This window comes from Leclercia sp. LTM14, assembly GCF_023736175.1.
Taxonomy (GTDB): Bacteria; Pseudomonadota; Gammaproteobacteria; order Enterobacterales; family Enterobacteriaceae; genus Enterobacter; species Enterobacter barmai.
Genome location: NZ_JAIKTT010000010.1, coordinates 160,923 through 181,907 on the forward strand (window position 1 = coordinate 160,923; position 20,985 = coordinate 181,907).

Genomic DNA, 20,985 nt, shown 5'->3' on the forward strand with positions numbered 1-20,985 from the left:
GGTGATAAGTCAACGTATCGTCGGGCTTCGGGTAAACCAGCCATTCATAGCGCAGATAACCACCATGCTGCTGCTTGGCGGCCTGGGCTGCCAGCTTGGGGTGATGACCTGGCGTGTCGGTGAAATGGTGTTCCCCCCCGCACCGCCACGGGAACACAACGTCCGTCCGGCGTCGGCACCGCCTGCGCGGGTACTCAGCACGCTCTTCGTGCCGCGGCAGCAAGCGGAGCGCAGCGCAGTGACGCTCTCGTCGCTTAACGTGCGGCTGGCGGCGGTGATTGCCAGCAGCCAGCCGGAGAACGCACTGATCGTTCTCGAACAGGGCGGCCAGCAGACCAGCTATGGCATTAACGAGATGATTAGCGGCACGCAGGCGAGGGTGCAGGCGATTTATGCCGACCGGGTGGAGCTGAGCAACGGGGGGCATGTTGAGGCGCTCAGGCTGGATGACAATGCCGATGCCCGGCAGCCACAAGAACCTGCCGCCACTCGCGCTGAATTAGCAAAAAATCCCGCCAGGCTGCTGGATTTTGTTTCGGTATCGCCGGTGAACAAGGCCGGTACGCTTCAGGGCTACCGACTTAATCCCGGTAAAGAGGCCGCAATTTTTCAACAGAGCGGCCTGCAGCCTAATGACCTGGCGATTGCCATCAACGGCTTTGATCTGCGTATTCCCGAGCAGGCGGCAAAGTTTATGGCGCAGGCAGGCGACCTCACGCAGCTCAGCGTTACCGTCCTGCGCGATGATGCAGAGAAAAACATTTTTGTAGATCTATCAGTAAAAACAACGGAGTAGGGTGGGTATGTCATTATTTATAAGAAGAATTGCCCATGGACTCATACTCCTGGCGGGGCTGATGCCAGCCGCATGGGGAGCCAGCTACAGCGCCAGTTTCAAAAGTACGGATGTTCAGGAGTTCATCAACATCGTCAGTAAAAACCTGCACAAAACGATCATCATCGATCCCGCGGTGCGTGGAGTGGTCAATGTTCGCAGCTACGATGCCCTGAACGACGAGCAATATTTTCAGTTCTTCCTTAGCGTGCTGGACGTGTATGGTTTCGCCGTCGTGCCTGGCGCAAACGGCGTCCTGAAGGTGGTGAAATCCGCCGCCGCCAAAACGGGGGCCATTGCGCTGGCCGATGATTACCACGCCGGGACGGGGGATGAGGTGGTGACGCGGGTGATCTCCGTTGCCAACGTCGATGTGAAAGAGCTTGCCCCGCTGTTACGCCAGCTAAACGATAACGCCGGTGCCGGCAATGTGGTGCATTACGAATCGGCCAACGTCCTGCTGGTGACCGGACGAGCGGGCGTGGTTAACCGGCTGGCGGAAATTGTCCGTCGGGTCGACCGCGCCGGCAATCAGCAGTCCGATATCATCAAATTAAAATACGCTTCATCGCCTGAAATGGCGTCGATTCTCAACGGATTAAGCAAAAACGACCGCAGCGGAAAAGGGGCCAGCCTGGTGCCCGGCGTCGTGGCAGATCAGCGAACCAACAGCCTGGTGATCTCAGGCAGTGCGCAGGGGCGTCAGCGGCTAATCGCCATTGCCCGCCAGCTTGACCGGGAGGAGCAGAATCAGGGCAATACCCGCGTGTTTTACCTCAAGTTTGCTCAGGCCAAAAATCTGGTCTCGGTGCTGACCGGGGCAAATTCTTCCGTTCCTTCAAAGCCCGGCGGCGAAAAATCCTCAACGGCGCCAGGCGCCAGCAGCATGACCTTTAGTGGCAAAGAGGTCAGCATCGTGGCGGATGAACAGACTAACTCGCTGGTGATTACCACCCAACTGGACACCATGCAGGCGCTGGAACAAATTATCAACCGGCTCGATATCCGCCGGGCTCAGGTGCTCATTGAGGCGGTGATAGTTGAGATGCAGGACGGTGACGCGCTGAACTTTGGCGTGCAGTGGTTCAATAAAAACGGCGGCACCACGCAGTTCACCGGCACCGGGCTGCCAGTCAGCTCCGTGGTGGCGGCGGACGGCCAGCGCAACGCGGCGTCCTTACTCAGTAGTTTTAACGGCATCGCCGCCGGGTTTTATAGCGGTGACTGGGCCGGGCTGGTCACCGCCCTGGCGAACAACTCCCGCAGCAATATTCTGGCCACGCCAAGTATCGTCACCCTCGACAACAAAGAGGCTGCCATTAACGTCGGCCAGGAAGTGCCGGTGATCACCGGCAGCCAGGCCAGCTCCACGGGCAGCGTCTACAACACGGTCGAGCGCAAAACCGTCGGCACCCGGCTGAAGGTGGTCCCGCAGATTAACGACGGCGAAAGCGTGCTGCTCAACATTGAGCAGGAGGTCTCTAGCGTAGCCTCCGCCAGCTCGGCGGAGTCCTCTTCCGCGGGCAGCAACCTTGGCGCCACTTTCAACACCCGCACCATCAATAACGCGGTGATTGTCAGAAGTGGTGAAACGGTGGTGCTGGGTGGCCTGCTGAATAACCAGACCACCGAGAGCGTCAGCAAGGTGCCGATCCTTGGGGACATCCCCCTGCTCGGGTATCTGTTTCGCTACAACAGCACCTCCACAAGCAAGCAGAACCTGATGGTCTTTATCCATCCGGTGATCCTGCGTGATGGCGACAGCTATCGCGGTATCTCGAATGAAAAGTATCACCAGTTCCGGGACGAACAGCGAAGCGACCGACTCAGCCATGACCCGCTGGCGCTGCCCACCCCTGACCTGACGCTACCGGCCACGCCTGGCACCCGCCCACGGGGAGGTTTCTTTAATGACTGACGCGACCTTATCGCACAAGCTCCCCTTCAGTTTTGCCCGCGATCGCCGCGTGCTGGTGCAGTGGCAGGATGCCTCGCCGGTGGTGATCCATCATGGCGAGCTTGAACCTCATACCCTGCTGGAGATCCGCCGCGTGCTGCGTCAGCCGTTCAAAGTCTGCGCGGTAGATGAAGCGCGCTTCGGGCAGCACCTGCACAATGAATATCAGCGCGATGCCAGCGAGGCGCGCCAGCTGATGGAAGATCTGGGTAACGAGATGAGCCTCAGCGATCTGGCCGGACACCTGCCGGGCCAGCAGGATCTGCTGGACATGGAGGACGATGCGCCGATCATCCGTTTGATCAACGCCATGCTGGGGGAGGCTATCAAGCTCGGCGCCTCGGATATCCATATCGAAACCTATGAAACGCGCTTCACGATCCGTTTTCGCATCGACGGCATTCTGCGTGAGATCCTCCAGCCGCAGCGCCAGCTGGCAGCTGTCTTTATCTCGCGCATCAAGATCATGGCCCAACTGGATATCGCCGAAAAACGCATTCCGCAGGATGGCCGCATCAGCCTGCGCATAGGGGGCCGGGCGGTGGATGTTCGTGTTTCCACGCTGCCCTCCAGCCATGGCGAAAGAGTGGTGTTGCGCCTGCTGGATAAAAACACCGTGCGTCTGGCACTGTCCCATCTTGGGATGACTGATGCGCTGCAGGCCGCGATGGCTGAACTGGTGCGTAAGCCCTGGGGCATTATTCTGGTTACGGGCCCCACCGGTTCAGGAAAATCCACCACCCTGTACGCCGCGCTATCGGAAATCAACAGTCACGAGCGCAACATTCTTACGGTGGAAGATCCCGTTGAGTACGATCTGGACGGCATCGGCCAGACGCAGGTGAATACCAAAGTGGATATGACCTTTGCCCGCGGGCTGCGCGCCATTCTGCGCCAGGATCCGGACGTGGTGATGATCGGCGAAATCCGCGATACTGAGACGGCAAAAATCGCTGTTCAGGCCTCCCTCACGGGCCATCTGGTCTTTTCCACCCTGCACACCAACACCTCGATAGGTGCCATTGCGCGCCTGCGGGATATGGGCGTGGAGCCCTTTTTACTCGCCTCGTCGCTCACGGCGGTGCTGGCGCAGCGTCTGGTGCGTACCCTCTGTCCGCAGTGCAAAACCTGCCAGCCGCTGGATGATGCTCGGCGCCAGCGCTACGGTTTTGGACCAAAGACGACGCAGCTGTGGCAGGCCGCAGGGTGCGAACACTGTAATCACACGGGCTACCGGGGGCGCACGGCGCTACACGAGCTGGTAGTCGTGGATGAGGCGGTGCGAAAAGCCCTCAATAATGGTGCCAGCGAAGATGAACTGGAAACCCTGATCCGCTCCACCACCCCGGCCTTACGCGACGACGGTCTGGCAAAAGTCCTGCAGGGGATCACCACCCTTGAAGAAGTCATAAACGTCAGCCGGGAAGGGGCATGATGGCGAATTTCCGCTGGCAGGCGCTGGACAGCAAGGGGAGAGCCCGGCAAGGCCAAATCGAGGCGGACTCCCTGCGCCATGCCCGGCAGCAACTGCGCGAGAGGCACTTGCTGCCGGTCATGCTCCGTGAAGGCGGAACAACAGGGAGCGTATTCGCCTGGGCCCACCGCCGTTCGCCGGGGATGGGCAGCGGCGACTTAACCTTGTTTACCCGCCAGCTTGCGACGCTGCTTGCTTCGGGTATTCCGCTGGAAGAGGCGCTCAACGTGGTGGCGCAGCAGACGGAAAAAGCGCGGGTGCGAACGGCGATCGACGGGGTGCGACAACGTGTTCTCGAAGGACAGACTCTGGCAAAAAGCCTGGCGCAAAACCCGGCGGCGTTCAATGACCTGTACTGTGCGATGGTGGCGGCGGGGGAAAAGTCATCCCATCTCGATGACGTGTTGATGCGCCTGGCAGACTACACCGAACAGCGCCAGCAGATGAAGCAAAAAATCCGCCAGGCGATGGTCTACCCCTGCGTGCTCACGCTGGTGGCCATTGGGGTGATCGCCATTCTGCTGGTCACCGTGGTGCCCAACGTGGTGGAGCAGTTTGTGTCGATGAAACAGACCTTACCCCTCAGCACCCGGATCCTGATGGGATGCAGCGCCCTGCTGCAGCAGTATGGCGTGGCTATGATCGCCCTGATTGCCCTTGGTGGCTTGAGCGGACGGCGATGGTTAACAAAGCCGGCCAATCGTCTGCGCTATCACCGTCTGGTGCTGCGTCTGCCGGTGTCTGGCCGCGTGAGCCGGGCCACCCATACCGCACGCTTCGCCAGCACGCTGAGTATTCTCAATGCCAGCGCTGTCCCGCTGCTGGAGGCCATCCAAATCAGTGGCGACGTGCTGCAAAACACCGAGGCCCGCAGGCTGATCGCTCTCGCCCGGCAGTATGTTCGGGAGGGCAGCACCCTGCGCGCTGCGCTGGCGCAGACGCAGCTCTTCCCGCCGATGATGCTGCATATGATTGCCTCCGGTGAGCGCAGCGGCCAGCTCGACAGCATGTTGTCCCGCGCGGCTGACAATCAGGAGAGCGCGCTCCAGCAGGAGATATCCCTCGCCCTGAGCCTTTTTGAGCCGCTGCTGGTGGTCAGTATGGCCAGCGTAGTGCTGTTTATCGTGCTGGCGATCCTCCAGCCGATCCTGCAATTGAATAACATGATAAGTCATTGAAAAGGAGTGGTTATGTCTGGATCACAACAGCGAGGATTTACCCTGCTGGAGATCATGGTGGTGATTGTCATCCTCGGGATCCTGGCCAGTATCGTGGTGCCGAATCTGATGGGAAATAAAAAGCAGGCCGACCGCCAAAAAGCGGTAACCGACATTGTGGCGCTTGAAAACGCGCTGGATATGTACAGCCTCGATAACAGCCGCTACCCCACCACAGAGCAGGGGTTAGATGCGTTAATCAGCAAACCTGACGCGGAACCGGTGCCGGGAAACTACCGGCAGGACGGCTATATCAAGCGCCTGCCCGCCGATCCGTGGCAAAACGCCTACCAGCTGGTCTCTCCCGGCGAACACGGTTCTGTGGATGTCTTCTCGCCAGGTCCGGACGGACAGGCCGGTAATGATGACGATATTGGCAACTGGGACCTGGAGGGAAGCCAGGGATGAGCCGCACTTCCTGCCGCCAGCGGGGCTTTACCCTCATCGAAATGATGCTGGTGGTGGCGATTGTCGGCATCACCGCCAGCGTGGTGCTGATGGCGTTACCTGATATCTCCCCCCAACAACAGGGCCGGGAAGTGCTGGCTCGTCTGGCAGATACGCTTCCCGGACAGCGAAGGGAGGCTATGGCGCAGGGAAGAACGTTCGGCTTACTTATCCGTCCTCACGGCTATCAGTTTATGGTCCAGCAGGGCGCGGGTTGGCAGAAACTGCCTGCCGCGGAGGTGCGACTGATGAAGGAAATCGTCCTGACACTGAATCAACAGGATTTACCGATGGAGGAGGTCGCGCCCGGTGAAGATGACAACAGCCCGCAGGTGAGGATCTACCCGGGTGGCGAAGTGACTCCTTTTACCCTCAGCGCCTTTATCGGTAAGCAACTGGCTACAACCCTCAGCGTCAATGAAGCCGGTGAAACCGCTCTGCTGGAGCCCGCGCCATGAAGCAGCAGGGCATGACCTTACTGGAAGTGATGGTGGCGCTGGTGATTTTTGCCGGGGCAAGCCTGGCCCTGATGAACAGCGTGACCAGTCAGGTGAGGGCGCTGCAATCCATGGAGGAGAGCCTGTTTGCCAGCTGGGTAGCGAAAAACCAGATGGTGGCGCTGCGGCTGGCCGGAGGATGGCCCGCGCTTGACGCCACCTCCGGGCAGGCGCAGCTTGCCGGGCGAAGCTGGTACTGGCAGCAGCAGGGGGAAACCACGCGTGATCCGCTGCTGCGCGCCGCTGAAGTGCAGGTGAGAAGCGCCCCCGGCGATGACCCGCGCGTTCAGCTGCGCAGCTACTTTTTCCATCAACCATGAAGCGCATGCAGCGCGGCTTTACGCTGCTGGAGGTGCTGGTTGCGCTGGTCATTTTTGCCCTGCTGAGCCTGGCCGCGCAGGGCATTTTTCAGGGCGTGATGCGTAACAACACGGTGATGAAAACCAAAATGACCCGCCTGAACGAACTGAGCTTCGCCATGCAACGGCTGGAAGACGATTTTAGCCACGCCCTGGCGCGCGCGCCTCGCGAAAACGGCGACAGCCACCCGGCCCCCTTCACCGGTGGCGACGGCGTGCTGGCCAGCAGTGAGGATGGCGTGACGTTCACCCGCAGCGGCTGGATCAATCCCGATGCGCGGCTGCGACGTAGCGAACTGCAGCGCATGGGCTGGCGTTTGCAGGGCGCCGAGCTGGAAAGGCTCACGTGGCTCTATCCGGACAGCCTGCCGGGTACCCAGCCGCAACAGACGGTGCTCCTCAAAACAGTGCGGCACTTTCGCGTGCGTTACTACGGTGACGGGAAGTGGCACCCACGCTGGAAGGTGGAAAAGCAGATCCCGCAGGCCGTTGAGGTCACTCTCGAACTGGCTGATTACGGGACGATCACGCGCCGCTTTTTACTGCCCGGAGAGCGCCAGTGATGATCAAACAACAGCGCGGCATGGCGTTGCTGGTGGTACTGCTTTTACTGGCGGCGATGACGCTTGTGGCTTCACAGATGCTGGGTCGCTACCGGCAAACGTGGCAGCACAGCCATACGCTGCTCCGACAGGCGCAGCTGCGGGAATATTTTCTCGGCGGAGAAGCGTTTGTTGCCCGGGTGCTATATCAGGATCAGCTCGACAGCCCGCAAAAACCTCTCTGGCCCAGTACTGGGCCTCGCAGGGGAATGTCTGGCCGATCGGCGAAATCGAGTTGCAGGCTGAGGTCCGTGATGAGCAGGCCTGTTTTAATCTCAACAGTCTGCAAAACCATGACGAACGCGAGCCGGATAACCTCGCCCGCTATCGGGAGGGCGTGTTTATCGCCCTGCTGGAGGGGCTGGAGGTGGAGGGGATACGTGCGCGTCAGCTGGCGGCCAGGCTTGAAGACTGGCTGGACAGCAACCGGGACCCCCAGTTGCAGGGGGCGGAAGATAACGACTACATGGCGCTCATTCCCGCCTATTTACCGGCAAATCAGCCGATGCTTAACCGCAGCGAACTTCGCGCCGTGACAGGATTTGACCGGGCGCTGTATCAGGCCCTTGGCCCGTTTATCTGCGTCCTGCCGGAGCGGGATCTGGCGATAAATATCAATACCCTGCGCGACGATCAGGCTCCGCTGCTGGCGGCGCTTTTTCTGAACACCCTTCCCTTAAAGGATGCTCAGGCGCTGATTCAGCGTCGTCCTAAGGAGGGCTGGGACAGCGTCGATGCGTTTTTAACCCTTGTGCCTGGCGAGAGAGACCGGGCCGCCAGCCCGGAAATCGCCCGTTCTCTGACGGTGAAGAGTGACTATTTTGTCGCCACGTTCAGCGTCGACAATCAACCCGGAGCGCGGATGACAAGCCATTTTTATCGCACCAGCGATCGAAAAGTGATTGTCCGCGACAACAGGTTCGGAGAGTAACCATGCGTGAAACCCTGTTAATCCGGCTGGCCAGCCACGCCCACCAGACCCTGTACTGGTGGCGTTTTACCGCTGACAACCAGCTCAGCACCTCCGGCGAAATTCCCGATGCGGCAGGCCTGGCGGATTGGCCGTTCTGTGCGAGCGACACCCAGATTATTGCCCTGGTCCCGGCGTGTGATGTGCTGCTGCGGACGGTGACGATCCCCGGTCGGCTAAACCGAAAAACACGAAAGGCTCTGCCCTTTTTGCTCGAAGACGAGGCGGTGGACGAGGTGGAAAAGCTGCACATCACGGTGCTGGCTGCTGAATCCCCGCTTGTCCATCTGGCGGCGGTCGATCGGACGTTGATGCAGATGTGGCAGGCGTGGCTCGACAGCGCCGGCCTAAGCCCGGTGCAGATGCTGCCGGACGTTTTCGCCCTGCCGCGGGTGGAGGGCGGGTGTTACTGGCGCCTGGGAGAACAGCAGCTGATCCGTGAATCCCACTGGCAGGGGATGGTGCTGGAGGCCGGGCTACTGGCGGCGTTTCCCCCTGAGCGTGTGGCGCGCTGGCAGGCCTGTACCGCCGCCGTGCCGCTTAGCGTAACGCATCTGCCTGCGGCCAGCCTGTTACAGGGCGACGGCCAGCTGCCCCGGCAGCAAGCGCGCGGCCTGTGGCGCACCCCCGGCTACCTGCTGTCGCTCTGGCTGGTGCTGGCGCTTATCACCTGGGGCCTGGAGGGCTATCGCCAGTACCGCGAGGACGCAAAGGCCAATGCCCGCATGCAGGTGCTGTATCAAAAGGCTTTTCCTGGCAGTAAACCTGCGCAAGATCCGTGGCGAGAGTTCAACCGGAAAACGTCGCGCTACAGCGGGGCGTTTCTCCCCCTGCTGCGCGCGCTGGATGGGGCTCTGCCCGCAGCGGCTGCGGTAAAGGCGCTGGCGTTTGACATCGCCACACCAGGGCTGAAGGTGGAGCTGGCCGGAACCTCCCTGATGGCGATCAATTCGCTTAAACAACGGCTTCCACCCGGGTTCAGACTGAGCCAGACCGAGTCTGGCGAAGTGACCCTGATGGCTCCCCGTAAAGTGCCGGAGCCCCCCTTGTCCGTGGCGCAGCAGCTCCGGCAGATGACCCAGCAGGTCGCACAAAAACCGGCAGTTGAGGCGCGAACCGGCGATCCCGCGGCGCTACTGACCCGAACCGGGCAGTCGGCACAGCTTCCCGTCCTGACGGTTGCAGCACAGCGTGAAGCGCTGGCGGTTAATTTCGCTGGGGTCGTGCGTTTTACGCGCCTGGCCGAGTGGCTGCAGACGCTTGAATACCAGTTCGGGATCGTTGTGCAGCAGCTACGGCTGGCTGACAAAGGGCAGGGAGAGGTCGAGGTGAAACAGCTGACGCTCAGCTCAGGCGGCTTATGAAAAAGACCCTGATTCTGCTTCTTCCGCTGCTGCTGGGCTATTTCATCACCCTGCTGTTGATGTTACCGGCCCGCTTTGCGCTGGGCTGGCTGTCACTGCCCGCCGCCCTGCAGCTGGAAGAGATTGACGGCACGCTCTGGCAGGGGGAGGTGCAAAACGTTGTCTGGAACAAACGTCAGACGGGCCCGTTGAGCTGGTCGTGGCGCAGTAGTGCCCTGTTGAGGGGCGATATTGCCGCCGACATCGGGATTGCCGATCCCCGGGGCATTCGCGGGAGCGGCGTTGTCGCCTGGAACGGCGACTGGAATATAGATGATGCCCGTTTGCATCTGCCAGCGGCCCTGTCCGGCGAACTGCTGGGACTGGCGGTCGGCCTGGGCGGTGATGTCAACGCGACCCTGACGCAGCTGCGCTTTACTGCCCGAGGCTGCATTGCCGCCAGAGCAGATCTGACCTGGACGCAAGGCAGCGTGGAGACGCTCGCTGGCCGGTTAAACACCGGCGACACGCAGGTGCGGCTCAAATGTATCAACCAACAGTGGCGGGCTGACATCACTCAGCGCTCTCCACAGGTCAACAGCAAGGGGCAGTTCACCCTGACGGGCGGCGGGGACTATCGCTGGCAAAGTGAAGTCACCCCTGGGGCAGATTTCCCGTCGGCTCTGCTGAACCTGCTCAACCCTGGCGCCCGTCATCAGACGAACGGGCAGTTTACCGTCGACACAGCCGGGCGCTTGTAGCCACCGGCAAAAGGAACTCTGATCATGTATCAAGATTTTTTCTCCCTTAATGCGGCGCCGTTTACGCTGTCACCCGATCCGGGCTACCTCTATCTGAGCCCGGCGCATCGCGAAGCCCTGAATCAGATGCACAGCACCCTGGCGTCAGGCGGATTAATGACCCTGCTTGGCACACCGGGAACCGGCAAAACGACGCTGGGACGTCACGTCTGTCTGCACGCGGGCGTGGAGACAGAGATCGCCTGGTTAATTGCGCCGCTTAGTGAAAAACATACCCTTGCTGAGCAGGTGTGTCGGGCCTTTCATCTGCCGGATAACGCACGGCTGGACGCGTTTTTAATCCACACCTGGCAGGAGCGAAAGCAGGCAGTGTTGATTATCGACGAGGCGCAGCATCTTAGCGTGGCGCAGCTCGAGGCGCTGTGTGCCCTGACCAACATTGAAACCGATGACCGCAAGCTGCTGGCGATTATTCTGCTGGGCCAGCCCGCCCTTGACGACACGCTGCGTCACCAGAGCCTGGCGCAGGTCAGACAGCGTATTACCGCGCGCTATTATCTGAGGCCGCTGGCCGTTGAGGACGTGGATGCCGCCGTGCGGTTCCGCCTGCAAAAAGCCGGTTGCCTGCATCCCATCTTTAGCCGGAGCGCTATCGCGGCGATCGCCCGGATCAGCAGAGGGGTGCCGCGCGTGATCAACCAGCTTTGCGATCGCATGCTGTCGGAGGCCGCGCTGCAACGATGCTGGAAATCACCGCCTCCCACGCCAGGGCCGCCGGGCATCAGGTGTGCGGACGCGTCGATACCGGAGGCGTATTCGCGATCCTCTTTTTTGTCCTGATCTGCACCATGCTGGCTGCTGCGAGCGGACTGGCCTGGCATAAATGGGGATGGCTTCCAACGCCTGAGGTGAAAACCGTCACGGTGCCCGTTTTTGTGGCACCTGACAAAAAGGTGGAAGCGCAGTTTACTGCCGCAGTGAACAATGCCCGCGGCCAGCAGGCGGCTTTCGCTCTGTTGCTTGCCGCCTGGGGATATGAGTCTGCTGAAGACGACGCGCCCTGCGACGCCGTTCAGTCAGCCGGGCTGAAGTGCTATCGCTCGTTTGCCGATCTTGATCGGCTCGTAGGGCTGAATTACCCCGCCGTGGTGCAACTCAAAGATCACGCTATCGGAAGCTGGTTTGCCGTCCTCAGCCACGTCGGCAGCGGTAAGGCTTCACTGCTGTTCGATAACCAGGAGTGGGAGGTTTCTCTCGACTGGCTGAGGCCGCGCCTGCAAAAAGACGCCACGCTGCTGTGGCGGCTGCCGGACAGCGGGGTGCAGCGAGTGACTGCGGGTAGCCCTGAAGAAGATATTCAGTGGATCGCCCCCCGGCTGACGACAGCGTTAAAAATGCCGGTGCCAGCAAAACGGGCAAAGATTGACGTCGCTATCCGGGCTTATCAGGCGCAGCAGCATCTACCGGTTGATGGCATTGCCGGGGAGCAGACCCTGATCCGCCTGAGCAATCAGCCTGACCAGTCTCTCCCCACTCTCGATGGCACCATCCCGGCTCGTGAATCTGAAGCCGATCGCGCGCAGGAGGTGGCCCCATGAGTTTTACCTTGTCACTCCCTCTCAGACCGCACTCCCGACTGTCCGCCAGGCTGATCCTGGCTCTGGCTGGCGGCTGCGGCGTAATACTGGCGCTCCTGGCAGGAGCCGCGATCAGTTACGGCTGGCACAGCCTGCATAATCCGCCCGTGGTCAAAAAGGTGGAAGTAACTCACTCCACTCAACAGCCCTGGCGCAACCTTAGCCCAAAGGTGATCTTTAACGTGCAGCCCCTGACTGTCGAAACGGAAGAGTTTGTTCAGGAGGCGGAGCCAGAGGCTGAAGCGCCAGTTGCCGACGCTGAGTCTGAACACATAGCCGACCTTGCACAGCTTCCAGATGAGCTGCGCCGCCGCCTGCCTGTGATCAAGTACGAGGCGCATATCTATTCAAGCGAAACAGGTAGAAGTGTGATTAATCTTAACGGTACCGACTACTCAGAAGGAGCCGAAATCAGCGGCGGGGTGCGGGTGGAAAAAATTGAACCCGACAGCGCCATTTTCGCCTATGACGGACACCTCTTCCGTGTTGCTGCGCTGGCGGACTGGTGAACATGATGACACTAGTTGATATGGCGTACGCCTTTCCCGTCGGCTGGGTCGTTATGCTGGGTATTCTCGGGTTATTGGTCGGCAGCTTTTTAAATGTCGTTATCTGCCGTCTACCGGCGAGCCTTATGGCCCGCTGGCAGAATGAAGCCTGCCAGATCCTGAATATGCCGCAGCCTGTCCGGGCAACCTATAACCTCTGTTGGCCCCCTTCGGCCTGCGCGTCATGCCAGCGGCCTTTGCTGCGTCGCGATCTGGTTCCGGTGTTCAGCTGGTGCCTGTTGCGGGGGAAAAGCCGCTGCTGCTCGCAACCGATCTCCCGGCGTTACCCCCTGGTCGAGCTGGCCTGCGGGATACTGTTTGCCAGCGCCGGAATGCTCTGGCCCCCGGGTGTAAGGCTCGCGGCAATCCTGGTGTTACTTTCCATACTCCTGACGCTGGCGGTGATTGACGCCCGGACCCTGTTGTTGCCCGACGTCCTGACAATTCCGTTAATCTGGATCGGCCTGTTGGTAAATATTGACGGCAGCTTCGCCTCACTCCCTGATGCCGTTTGCGGCGCCGCCGTAAGCTATTTGATATTCAGCGGCCTGGCGCTGATGTTCCGGTACCTGACGGGTAAAGAGGGGCTGGGTGGCGGCGATGCCAAGCTGCTGGCGGCGTTTGGCGCCTGGTTTGGCTGGACGATACTTCCACACTTGGTGACAATTGCCGCTTGTGGCGCTTTAATCGCAGGGATCAGCATGCGCTTATTTTGGAGACGTTCTCTGACCCAGCCGATTCCCTTTGGGCCTTGGTTAATTATGGCGGGTGGGGTGTCTATATTTATGTCGTATGGATTCCCTGCATAATAATATTGTAACCTGGGAGATTATGGCAAAAAGAGGTAATCTCTTTGTTTGGAGTAAAAGAAATTTCTTTAAATGATTGATTATTATCATAATATTTTTTAATTTAACATAATCTTTGTTATGCGCATTGAAGGTGTAGCTCCCATATTCTAATGTCACTTTTAACCCATTTAGTGATGTCACTTTTTCTGGCATAAAGGATCTAATCCTCAGGCCATGGAGACATCAGGATGCTTGTGACCATGTCAGATAAAGAACTCAGCCGGATCAACGTCATTCAATCAGTTGTTGAAAAACGTATGCGCCGTCGTGATGCTGCTCATCAGCTTGCTTTGACCGAACGTCAGACACAGCGGTTAATGAACCGCTTTCGTGAGTCTGGCGCTGCAGGACTGGCAAATCTTCAGCGTGGACGCCCAGGTAATCACAGGCTTCCTGAGTCACTGAAGCTGCGAGTACTTTCGTTACTTCACGATCATTACAGCGACTTTGGACCAACGCTGGCCGCAGAAAAATTGCGCGAACGTCACGACATAACGGTGTCTGTTGAAACCCTCAGAAAATGGATGACGGCTGATGGGCTCTGGGTTCCTTACTCACGTCGCAGGCCTCGGGTTCATCAGCCCAGATACCGGCGTGACTGCCTCGGAGAACTGGTTCAGATTGATGGTTCCCCGCACGACTGGTTTGAAGGACGCGCCCCCAAATGCTGTCTGCTTGTCTTTATTGATGACGCAACCGGTCGCCAGATGCACCTCCGTTTTGGTGAGACTGAATCAGCCTTTGATTACATGATGGCCACCCGTGAGTATCTTGAGCAACACGGCAAGCCCCTGGCGTTCTACAGCGACAAGCACGGCATTTTCAGGGTCAACAATGGTGGTTCCACCACAACCGGTATCACACAGTTTGGTCGTGTACTTTCTGAACTTGGGATCGAGCTGATTTGTGCCAACAGTCCACAGGCTAAAGGTCGCGTGGAGCGAGCAAATCAGACACTTCAGGACCGGCTTATCAAGGAAATGCGTCTTGAAGGAATCAGTGGCATCGAAGCAGCGAACGCCTGGCTGGATACCTTTATCGCTGACTTCAATCGTCGCTTCGCAAGACCTGCAAAATACCCTAAAGATCTGCACCGATCCGTGGCTGAAAGCAACGAAGAGCTGGATGATATCTTTGCTTGGCAGGAACTGCGTAAGCTGTCTAAAACACTGACTTTCCGCTATGACAAGATGATATATCTGGTTGAACCTACAGAAGAAAACACCCGTATCGCTGGCGAAAAAATCACAGTCTACGACTATCCGGACGGTACACTGGCATTCAAATATGGTTACCGTTCACTCAAATATCAGGTGTTCGACAAACTGGAATGTGTCGACCAAGGGCAAATCGTTGATAACAAACGTCTTGGGGCTGTTTTAAAACTGGCGCAAAGCAAAATGGATGAACTCGAACGCGATGGTAAGCGTGATCGGAGCAAAAAGATGCCCAAGAGACGGGCTCAGGCAAGAGTTCAGGAACAACTCAGGGCGATTAATCCGGTTCTGATGGGGTCCGCTTGGAAAACGGAAAATATCCTACGCTAAGCCTGTTTTTTGTACAGACTGCTGTCTACTGAGCGTAACGAACGGTATTTCCCCTGTCCCAGCTTGAGGTTTGTTCGCCAAACGTAATCTCCGCTCAGGTTGATGTGTTCCCATCCCAGAGGGGACAGATGAGAAATCAGCTGGTCATTGAATGGGATCCCTTTTCGCTTCAGAGAATCTATAGCTCTTTCTATATATACCGTATTCCAGAGGGAGATCGCCGCAGTCAGCAAGGTGAGCCCACTTGCCCGATAACTCTGGTTTTCCAGTCCCCGATCTCTGATTTCACCCAGCCGGTGCATAAAGACTGCGCGCGCAAGGGCATTCCGCGCCTCACCTTTATTCAGCCCTGCCTGTACGCGTCGACGCAGGGAAGGATCCCGGAACCAGTCCAGCATAAACAATGACCTTTCGATGCGACCAATTTCCCTCAGCGCTTTTGCCAGACCATTTTGTTTCGGATAGCTGGCCAGCTTTTTCATCATCAGTGATGCTGTTACCGTTCCATGTTTTATAGAGCTCGCCAGACGTAGCACCTCACTCCAGTGGGTTTCAATGTCCTTTAGATTCAGGCTGGTTGTGGAAATAATTGACTGAAGCCCTGGATACAAATCGGATTTCCCATGAATAAACAGTCTCTTGTCATGAAGATCCCGGATCCTTGGCGCAAAAGCGAATCCGAGCAGATGCATCAGCGCGAAAACATGCTCAGTGAAACCTGCTGTGTCGGTGTAATGCTCTGTAATCTCCAGCTCGCTTTCGTGATACAGCAAGCCGTCAAGTACATGAGTAGAATCGCGCACGCGGCTGATGACTTTGGTGTAAAACGGGCTGTACTGGTCCGAAATATGTGTGTAAATCTGAACGCCTGGCTCCTGACCGTACTTCAGATTGACCTGACCCGCATAACGCCCATGACTGCCCACCCGAAAATTTTGCCCATCAGAAGAGGAGGTTGTCCCATCGCCCCATAATGCCGCCAGAGGCCGTTTTTTCTGGGCATTGACCAACTCAGCCAGTGCTGCTGAATAGGTTTCATCCCTGATGTACCAGGCCTGAGTGCCCTCAAGTGATGATTTGGTTGTTCCCGGACAGGATTCAGCCATTTTTGTCAGCCCAAGATTGATGCCATCAGCCAGGATGGTGGTCAGTAACAACTTTCTGTCTTTAGGTCTGACGTGATGATTTTTGAGATGAGTGAAATGGCGGGTAAAACCGGTCCAGCCATCCACTTCATCCAGCATTTCAGTAATTTTAGGATGAGGCAGCATGCCATAAACCAGATCGGCAAACGGGGATACTGCTGAAGGGACGCTGTTGTCCAGCGGGGTAATTTTCACGCCTTTGTCCGATATATCAACATCGGGCAAATCACCGGCCAATGCCATCGCATTAACTTCCTCCAGGCGCGATGCCAGAAGCGTCATACGGTTCTCGATGTATTCATTGCAGTCGGTCGGAATAGCAAGGGGTAGCTGGTTATTCAGGAGTGATTTTTCAAAATCACCAGATGGGATCAGATAATCATCGAAATTCCTGTAACGGCGAGATCCCTTTACCCAGATGTCACCAGAACGTAGGGCTCCCTTCAGCTCATTCAGCACGCAAAATTCATAATATTTTCGATCAATGCCGGAGGGCGTGATCACCACCTTTCTCCAGCTTTCCGGGATGAACCCGGTTGGCGCGGAAGGCGGTACTTTTCGGAGTTGTTTTCGATACATCTCTCTGACGATATCCAGCGCGTCACTGAGTTGCATTGCGGCGGGTGCCGCCATGAACTGCAACGCGGCCAGCATCCGGGGGGCGTATTTACGCAGCGTACTGTATTTTTCTGTGATCAGATGCAACGGGTCGAAGTTGTCCTTACGTGACAGGAACCGCGTCTCTTCCACGCTGTTGATGAACTCCTGCCAGGGAAGGACGTCTTCTATTGCGGCCCAGGGATCTTCACCGGATTCTCTGGCGTTCAGCAATGCCTGCCCGACGGTAACGTATTGCTTCAGCTTACTCTGAATCAGCTTTCCCGTTTGCTGAAGTCGCTCGGCCTGTGTGCGTTTTGCCCTGCTGAACAAACTGCCCAGAATACGCTCGTGCAGCTCAATAACTTCGTCTGTCAGGGTGGCCCTGGCTTCCGATATGACACAAACCAGCGTGGCATAACGGCGAACATCAGTGAATTTTGCCAGGTCACGGCTACTCATTTTCCTGCCTTCGCGTGCGAGTTTCAGGAGCCGGTTCTGGTGAACGGAAAACGCAATGCCGTCAGGCAGTGCCAGTGACTCAATCGAATTTAACCGGTCGATATGTTGCAGGACATTTTTACCATTAATTTTTCCCGGAGGCTGAAGCAGCCAGGCCAGCCGTGAAGATAGCTCACCCTCAGAGATCAGCAGACGATCCAGCGCCGCTTTATGTCTTGGCTCAAGTTGCGCGGTAAGCGCAGAAAAGACCGCTCTGTCTGCAAGAGTTGTTGCTTCGGCCAGGGTTCGCTCGACAACATCAACAGAAGGGAAAATCACCTTATTGAGTTGGAGCCAGGAGAGCATTTCCTCCGCAAGCAAAAAGCCTCTGTCTGTCCGCATAGCATGGGGATAAAGGTGGCGAATGCAGGTTTTTTGTAGCGCCCGGTTGAAGGGGGATAATTCCAGATAGCGGTAGAGTTCGGCCAGATGCTCCCAGCGGGTGACTTCTCTTGAGGCATACTCGGCCCACAAATCAGGCTGAATTTTCAAATGAGCCGCAAGCCGGGAAATAACTCCGCCGTGAGGGGACGTATTTTTGTCGGGAGGAAACCCTGGCCCTCGCAAATAGCAGAGTGAAACAGCAAAGCCCAGGCGGTTTGCGGGTCTGCGGTGTTTATTAATAAGCGCGAGGTCATGTTCACTCAAAAAGCACATACGTGTCAGAAGAACGTCATCATCCGGCACAACCAACAAGCGTTCTTTTTCTTCACTGCTGAGTATTTGTCTCCGTGGCATAGATGCTTCCTCTGCATATAATTTATTTTTGTTATCACTTTGCACTGACCGAAACTGGTCGGTTTCGTACACTACCTTGAGAATCTGTACGAAAATAGGGCAAAATGATTTCGTACATGCATTATAATTCGGACATCTATTTCGTACGGAAAGTTTCATATGTCACGAGTTTTTGCTTACTGCCGGGTCTCCACTCTGGAGCAAACAACTGAGAACCAGCGCAGAGAAATCGAAACAGCCGGTTTTGCTGTCAGACCACAGCGAATAATTGAGGAACACATCAGTGGGTCAGTCGCGGCCAGCGAAAGACCAGGATTTATCAGACTGCTTGATCGCATGGAAAATGGTGATGTACTGATTGTCACCAAACTTGACCGTCTTGGTCGTAATGCGATGGATATAAGAAAAACCGTCGAACAACTTGCAGTGTCTGACATTCGGGTACATTGCCTGGCGCTGGGTGGCGTGGACCTGACCAGTCCGGCAGGGAAAATGACCATGCAGGTGATTTCAGCCGTGGCTGAGTTTGAGCGAGATTTGCTGCTAGAACGTACGCACTCTGGTATTGTGCGGGCAAAAGCAGCCGGAAAGCGGTTTGGACGTCCTTCAGTGCTGAATGAAGAGCAGAAAACTACGGTGATTGAACGGATTAACGCTGGGATCAGCATCAGCGCCATTGCGCGGGAATTTAATACTACTCGGCAAACCATACTCAGAGTAAAGACTGGGCAGTCATGACCCTGAGTTCTCAACTGGACGGTCTGCTATGTACCAGGAGTGGACATTGGTCTAAAAAATTTACCTCAATAGCACTGGCTAGAACAAAGTCTGTCGATTTCATAATGCACGTCAATCATCTGCGGGACCATTAATTACAGTGTGTCAGAGGTAATAGATAGCGGCTTTCGCCATGTACGCTGTCGACCCTGAACTTATGTGGCGGCACGTCAAAATATTTTTTAAACATACGCGTAAGGGTTTGTTGCGATTCAAACCCATAACGTTCTGCCAGATACTGGACCGGCTCGTTGCTCTCTTTCAGCTTCTGAGCAATTACCGTTAGCTTACGACTGCGGATGTATTTCCCTAATGAAAAACCCGTCTCTTTTTTGAACATCCTTGCAGATGCCATTTTGAATAACCTGAACGCCTGGACACTTTTTCAAGGGAGAGCGGTGATTCCAGGTTATCTTCAATCCAGTCCAGAATGCTATGAATGGTAATGGCGTCATTATTGCGGTTGATCATCGCAACACCTCTTTCTGTTTATGACACTTCATGGAGTGAATATGCAAAAAACAATAACTAGATCTATTGATGAGTTTTTAGTATTTCAGCAGGGTATATCCAGTCCGGTCACGATATACCCATACGAAGTTTTAGAAATAACGGGTAGCGTGCTCGTTCATTATTTCAGAAACGGCAGGTGCCCAATATAATCCATTTTCCCGATCTGAACGCCTTTATGACGAAGGATCGCGTATGCGGTCACCACGTGGAAGTAAAAATTCGGGACTCCGTGCTGATAAAAGTAATCCTTTCCAATAAAGGCTCCGGCCCAGCCTGAAGGTGCAACGATTCTTTCCTCCCAGCCGTTAAAGTCGCCTTCTTTCATTGATGCTATATAGCCGATAGTCTTTTCAATGCGTACCTTAAGTTCCGGGATTGTTTTCTCAGTGTCTTCAAAAATGGTACTTGATTACCCGTCAGGACTGAGACGCTAAGCTTCGCCGTGTCACATGCCATTTGTACCTGGCGTATGAGCGGGAGCATATCCGGTGACAGACGGGCATTCAGAAGAGCTGCAGATTCAGATTTAGTTGCCTCAGCGTGCCTTTGTGCTTTATCAAGCAGGTGAGAAAGGGTGTGGAGCATTTTTATGAACTGTATGATCTGTTCGTACATCATATGGGCCCTTTTGTTAGGATCGTGGTTTACTGAAATTAAAATCTTTTCCGGCGACTATGCCATTGCCGGAATAAGGGAGTTCTAAAGAGTGTGAAGCGAACACAGGCTTACACAAAATTATTCCCACATACATCCATAGTTACGTGGGCTGCGGATCTCAAAAAGTACTTACGTTACTGATGAAATGTGACACTTTCCCCGAGGGAGGCTTTATTAATCCTGTATTGATTTGCAGGGTGAGTCATATCCGGATAACCGAGAGAGATACCGAATAGTAATTTCAATGACGGGTCTATACCGAGCTCTTTACGGATAGTTTCGCCATAAAAACCCAGACTGGTTTGCGGAACGCCACCTAAGCCATGAGCGGTCAGAGACAGCAGAAGAGTCTGGGCGTACATACCAATATCACCAGCCACACGAACGTTATCGCCCACTTCCGGCATAAAAAGCAGTGCAACATGGGGAGCACCAAAGAATTCCAGGTTACGGCGTGAAGCTTCACGACGCAGATCCTTGTCATCGCGTTTAACACCGATAGCCTGATAATAGGCTGCACCCTGTTCTTTATAACGTTCACGGTAGACGCCCGAAAAATCATTGATGCCAAAACTGAAGTCTGGCGTCAACTGCCCTGCATCATCCGCCGCGAGAATGGCCTTGCTAAGTGCATCCTTTTTTGAATCTGAGACAATATGCGTTTGCCAGGGTTGAGTATTACAGTTTGAAGGTGAATGCTGCGCATCCTCCAGTACCGAACGGAGAATGTCTTCCGGAACCGGATGAGGAAGAAAACTACGCATTGAATGTCGTTCACGCACGACATCCCGAAAAAGCATTGAATCAGACATTATGTGCCTCTTTTAGAATCTCTGTATCTGTCCGGAGACTGAAGATGCTGCCGGTCAAATGGATTTGAAAACAAAAATACCCGTATCTGTCGACATGACGAGCGGTGTAAGACCGTCGTACCTCATGGCCAGGTAGCCGTCATGAGATTAAATCGGTGCACTGCCCATCTGGCGAATGTTTACGATTTTGATGACACGGT

Annotated in this window: 19 protein-coding genes and 2 pseudogenes; 17 read left to right on the forward strand and 4 right to left on the reverse strand. The window is 56.1% G+C overall.

All coding sequences use genetic code 11. The annotated features are described in order from the left end of the window. Position 1 precedes the first annotated feature (1 nt). The 16 genes from gspC (at position 2) to K5I40_RS18855 (ending at position 15,045) form a co-directional block, all read left to right on the forward strand. Positions 2-796, forward strand: coding sequence for a type II secretion system protein GspC (gene gspC / locus K5I40_RS18780; RefSeq protein WP_223075231.1), 795 nt, complete (start codon positions 2-4; stop codon positions 794-796). 61 nt (positions 797-857) lie between these two features. Beyond that, on the forward strand, positions 858-2,753 hold the full coding sequence (gene gspD / locus K5I40_RS18785) for a type II secretion system secretin GspD (protein WP_286011610.1): 1,896 nt from the start codon (positions 858-860) through the stop codon (positions 2,751-2,753). Then, positions 2,746-4,227 (forward strand): type II secretion system ATPase GspE, encoded by a 1,482-nt coding sequence (gspE, locus tag K5I40_RS18790; protein ID WP_223075233.1) that lies wholly within the window; start codon positions 2,746-2,748, stop codon positions 4,225-4,227. Before gspD ends, gspE begins: the two co-directional genes overlap by 8 nt. Then, on the forward strand, positions 4,227-5,444 hold the full coding sequence (gene gspF, locus K5I40_RS18795) for a type II secretion system inner membrane protein GspF (RefSeq protein WP_223075292.1): 1,218 nt from the start codon (positions 4,227-4,229) through the stop codon (positions 5,442-5,444). The genes gspE and gspF overlap by 1 nt, the downstream gene beginning before the upstream one ends. A gap of 12 nt (positions 5,445-5,456) precedes the next feature. Continuing rightward, positions 5,457-5,891 carry a type II secretion system major pseudopilin GspG gene (gspG, locus tag K5I40_RS18800; protein ID WP_223075234.1) on the forward strand — a complete coding sequence of 145 codons (435 nt, stop codon included), beginning with the start codon at positions 5,457-5,459 and terminating at the stop codon, positions 5,889-5,891. Beyond that, on the forward strand, positions 5,888-6,388 hold the full coding sequence (gene gspH, locus K5I40_RS18805) for a type II secretion system minor pseudopilin GspH (RefSeq protein ID WP_223075235.1): 501 nt from the start codon (positions 5,888-5,890) through the stop codon (positions 6,386-6,388). The genes gspG and gspH overlap by 4 nt, the downstream gene beginning before the upstream one ends. Continuing rightward, on the forward strand, positions 6,385-6,747 hold the full coding sequence (gene gspI, locus K5I40_RS18810; protein ID WP_223075236.1) for a type II secretion system minor pseudopilin GspI: 363 nt from the start codon (positions 6,385-6,387) through the stop codon (positions 6,745-6,747). Before gspH ends, gspI begins: the two co-directional genes overlap by 4 nt. A gap of 5 nt (positions 6,748-6,752) precedes the next feature. Next, the gene (gene gspJ / locus K5I40_RS18815; RefSeq protein WP_223075237.1) at positions 6,753-7,349 is read left to right on the forward strand and encodes a type II secretion system minor pseudopilin GspJ; all 597 of its coding nucleotides are present in this window, start codon (positions 6,753-6,755) and stop codon (positions 7,347-7,349) included. A 100-nt stretch (positions 7,350-7,449) separates the two neighbouring features. Next, complete coding sequence (gene gspK / locus K5I40_RS18820; protein ID WP_251929762.1) at positions 7,450-8,319, forward strand: type II secretion system minor pseudopilin GspK; 870 nt, start codon at positions 7,450-7,452, stop codon at positions 8,317-8,319. Between the two features lie 2 nt (positions 8,320-8,321). Then, positions 8,322-9,722: a type II secretion system protein GspL gene (gspL, locus tag K5I40_RS18825; RefSeq protein ID WP_223075239.1), complete on the forward strand. Its 1,401-nt coding sequence runs from the start codon at positions 8,322-8,324 to the stop codon at positions 9,720-9,722. After that, positions 9,719-10,462 carry a type II secretion system protein N gene (locus tag K5I40_RS18830; protein WP_223075240.1) on the forward strand — a complete coding sequence of 248 codons (744 nt, stop codon included), beginning with the start codon at positions 9,719-9,721 and terminating at the stop codon, positions 10,460-10,462. Before gspL ends, K5I40_RS18830 begins: the two co-directional genes overlap by 4 nt. Positions 10,463-10,486: 24 nt before the next feature. Next, positions 10,487-11,302, forward strand: coding sequence for an ExeA family protein (locus K5I40_RS18835; protein ID WP_251929760.1), 816 nt, complete (start codon positions 10,487-10,489; stop codon positions 11,300-11,302). Beyond that, complete coding sequence (locus tag K5I40_RS18840; RefSeq protein WP_251929758.1) at positions 11,203-12,060, forward strand: peptidoglycan-binding domain-containing protein; 858 nt, start codon at positions 11,203-11,205, stop codon at positions 12,058-12,060. The genes K5I40_RS18835 and K5I40_RS18840 overlap by 100 nt, the downstream gene beginning before the upstream one ends. After that, the gene (locus K5I40_RS18845) at positions 12,057-12,608 is read left to right on the forward strand and encodes a general secretion pathway protein GspB (protein ID WP_223075242.1); all 552 of its coding nucleotides are present in this window, start codon (positions 12,057-12,059) and stop codon (positions 12,606-12,608) included. Before K5I40_RS18840 ends, K5I40_RS18845 begins: the two co-directional genes overlap by 4 nt. A 2-nt stretch (positions 12,609-12,610) precedes the next feature. Next, on the forward strand, positions 12,611-13,456 hold the full coding sequence (locus tag K5I40_RS18850; RefSeq protein WP_251929756.1) for an A24 family peptidase: 846 nt from the start codon (positions 12,611-12,613) through the stop codon (positions 13,454-13,456). Between the two features lie 242 nt (positions 13,457-13,698). Beyond that, positions 13,699-15,045 (forward strand): ISNCY family transposase, encoded by a 1,347-nt coding sequence (locus tag K5I40_RS18855; protein WP_223075243.1) that lies wholly within the window; start codon positions 13,699-13,701, stop codon positions 15,043-15,045. Here K5I40_RS18855 and K5I40_RS18860 read toward each other — a convergent pair. Beyond that, positions 15,042-18,026: a Tn3 family transposase gene (locus tag K5I40_RS18860; protein ID WP_223075244.1), complete on the reverse strand. Its 2,985-nt coding sequence runs from the start codon at positions 18,024-18,026 to the stop codon at positions 15,042-15,044. The two genes, K5I40_RS18855 and K5I40_RS18860, sit on opposite strands and share 4 nt — an antisense overlap. Positions 18,027-18,185: 159 nt before the next feature. Here K5I40_RS18860 and K5I40_RS18865 point away from each other — a divergent pair, with 159 nt between their 5' ends. After that, positions 18,186-18,764 (forward strand): recombinase family protein, encoded by a 579-nt coding sequence (locus K5I40_RS18865; protein WP_223075245.1) that lies wholly within the window; start codon positions 18,186-18,188, stop codon positions 18,762-18,764. A 130-nt stretch (positions 18,765-18,894) separates the two neighbouring features. On the opposite strand, the pseudogene marA reads toward K5I40_RS18865, so the two are convergent. From marA to K5I40_RS18880, 3 genes and pseudogenes are all read right to left on the reverse strand, one after another. Further along, positions 18,895-19,274, reverse strand: a pseudogene (marA, locus tag K5I40_RS18870) (MDR efflux pump AcrAB transcriptional activator MarA). A 160-nt stretch (positions 19,275-19,434) separates the two neighbouring features. Further along, positions 19,435-19,934, reverse strand: a pseudogene (locus tag K5I40_RS24170) (DUF1993 family protein). Positions 19,935-20,107: 173 nt separating this feature from the next. Next, positions 20,108-20,785: a nitroreductase gene (locus K5I40_RS18880; RefSeq protein ID WP_223075247.1), complete on the reverse strand. Its 678-nt coding sequence runs from the start codon at positions 20,783-20,785 to the stop codon at positions 20,108-20,110. Between the last annotated feature and the right edge of the window lie 200 nt (positions 20,786-20,985).

What these genes read in the sequence shown, in the direction of transcription:
- gspJ (WP_223075237.1), top strand. Translation starts at nt 6,753, where the DNA reads ATGCAGCGCGGCTTTACGCTGCTGGAGGTGCTGGTTGCGCTGGTCATT.
- K5I40_RS18850 (WP_251929756.1), top strand. Translation starts at nt 12,611, where the DNA reads ATGATGACACTAGTTGATATGGCGTACGCCTTTCCCGTCGGCTGGGTC.
- K5I40_RS18855 (WP_223075243.1), top strand. Translation starts at nt 13,699, where the DNA reads ATGTCAGATAAAGAACTCAGCCGGATCAACGTCATTCAATCAGTTGTT.
- gspE (WP_223075233.1), top strand. Translation starts at nt 2,746, where the DNA reads ATGACTGACGCGACCTTATCGCACAAGCTCCCCTTCAGTTTTGCCCGC.
- gspL (WP_223075239.1), top strand. Translation starts at nt 8,322, where the DNA reads ATGCGTGAAACCCTGTTAATCCGGCTGGCCAGCCACGCCCACCAGACC.
- K5I40_RS18835 (WP_251929760.1), top strand. Translation starts at nt 10,487, where the DNA reads ATGTATCAAGATTTTTTCTCCCTTAATGCGGCGCCGTTTACGCTGTCA.
- gspG (WP_223075234.1), top strand. Translation starts at nt 5,457, where the DNA reads ATGTCTGGATCACAACAGCGAGGATTTACCCTGCTGGAGATCATGGTG.
- gspD (WP_286011610.1), top strand. Translation starts at nt 858, where the DNA reads ATGCCAGCCGCATGGGGAGCCAGCTACAGCGCCAGTTTCAAAAGTACG.
- gspH (WP_223075235.1), top strand. Translation starts at nt 5,888, where the DNA reads ATGAGCCGCACTTCCTGCCGCCAGCGGGGCTTTACCCTCATCGAAATG.
- K5I40_RS18845 (WP_223075242.1), top strand. Translation starts at nt 12,057, where the DNA reads ATGAGTTTTACCTTGTCACTCCCTCTCAGACCGCACTCCCGACTGTCC.
- gspI (WP_223075236.1), top strand. Translation starts at nt 6,385, where the DNA reads ATGAAGCAGCAGGGCATGACCTTACTGGAAGTGATGGTGGCGCTGGTG.
- gspF (WP_223075292.1), top strand. Translation starts at nt 4,227, where the DNA reads ATGGCGAATTTCCGCTGGCAGGCGCTGGACAGCAAGGGGAGAGCCCGG.
- K5I40_RS18830 (WP_223075240.1), top strand. Translation starts at nt 9,719, where the DNA reads ATGAAAAAGACCCTGATTCTGCTTCTTCCGCTGCTGCTGGGCTATTTC.
- K5I40_RS18840 (WP_251929758.1), top strand. Translation starts at nt 11,203, where the DNA reads ATGCTGGAAATCACCGCCTCCCACGCCAGGGCCGCCGGGCATCAGGTG.
- K5I40_RS18860 (WP_223075244.1), bottom strand. Translation starts at nt 18,026, where the DNA reads ATGCCACGGAGACAAATACTCAGCAGTGAAGAAAAAGAACGCTTGTTG.
- K5I40_RS18865 (WP_223075245.1), top strand. Translation starts at nt 18,186, where the DNA reads ATGTCACGAGTTTTTGCTTACTGCCGGGTCTCCACTCTGGAGCAAACA.
- K5I40_RS18880 (WP_223075247.1), bottom strand. Translation starts at nt 20,785, where the DNA reads ATGTCTGATTCAATGCTTTTTCGGGATGTCGTGCGTGAACGACATTCA.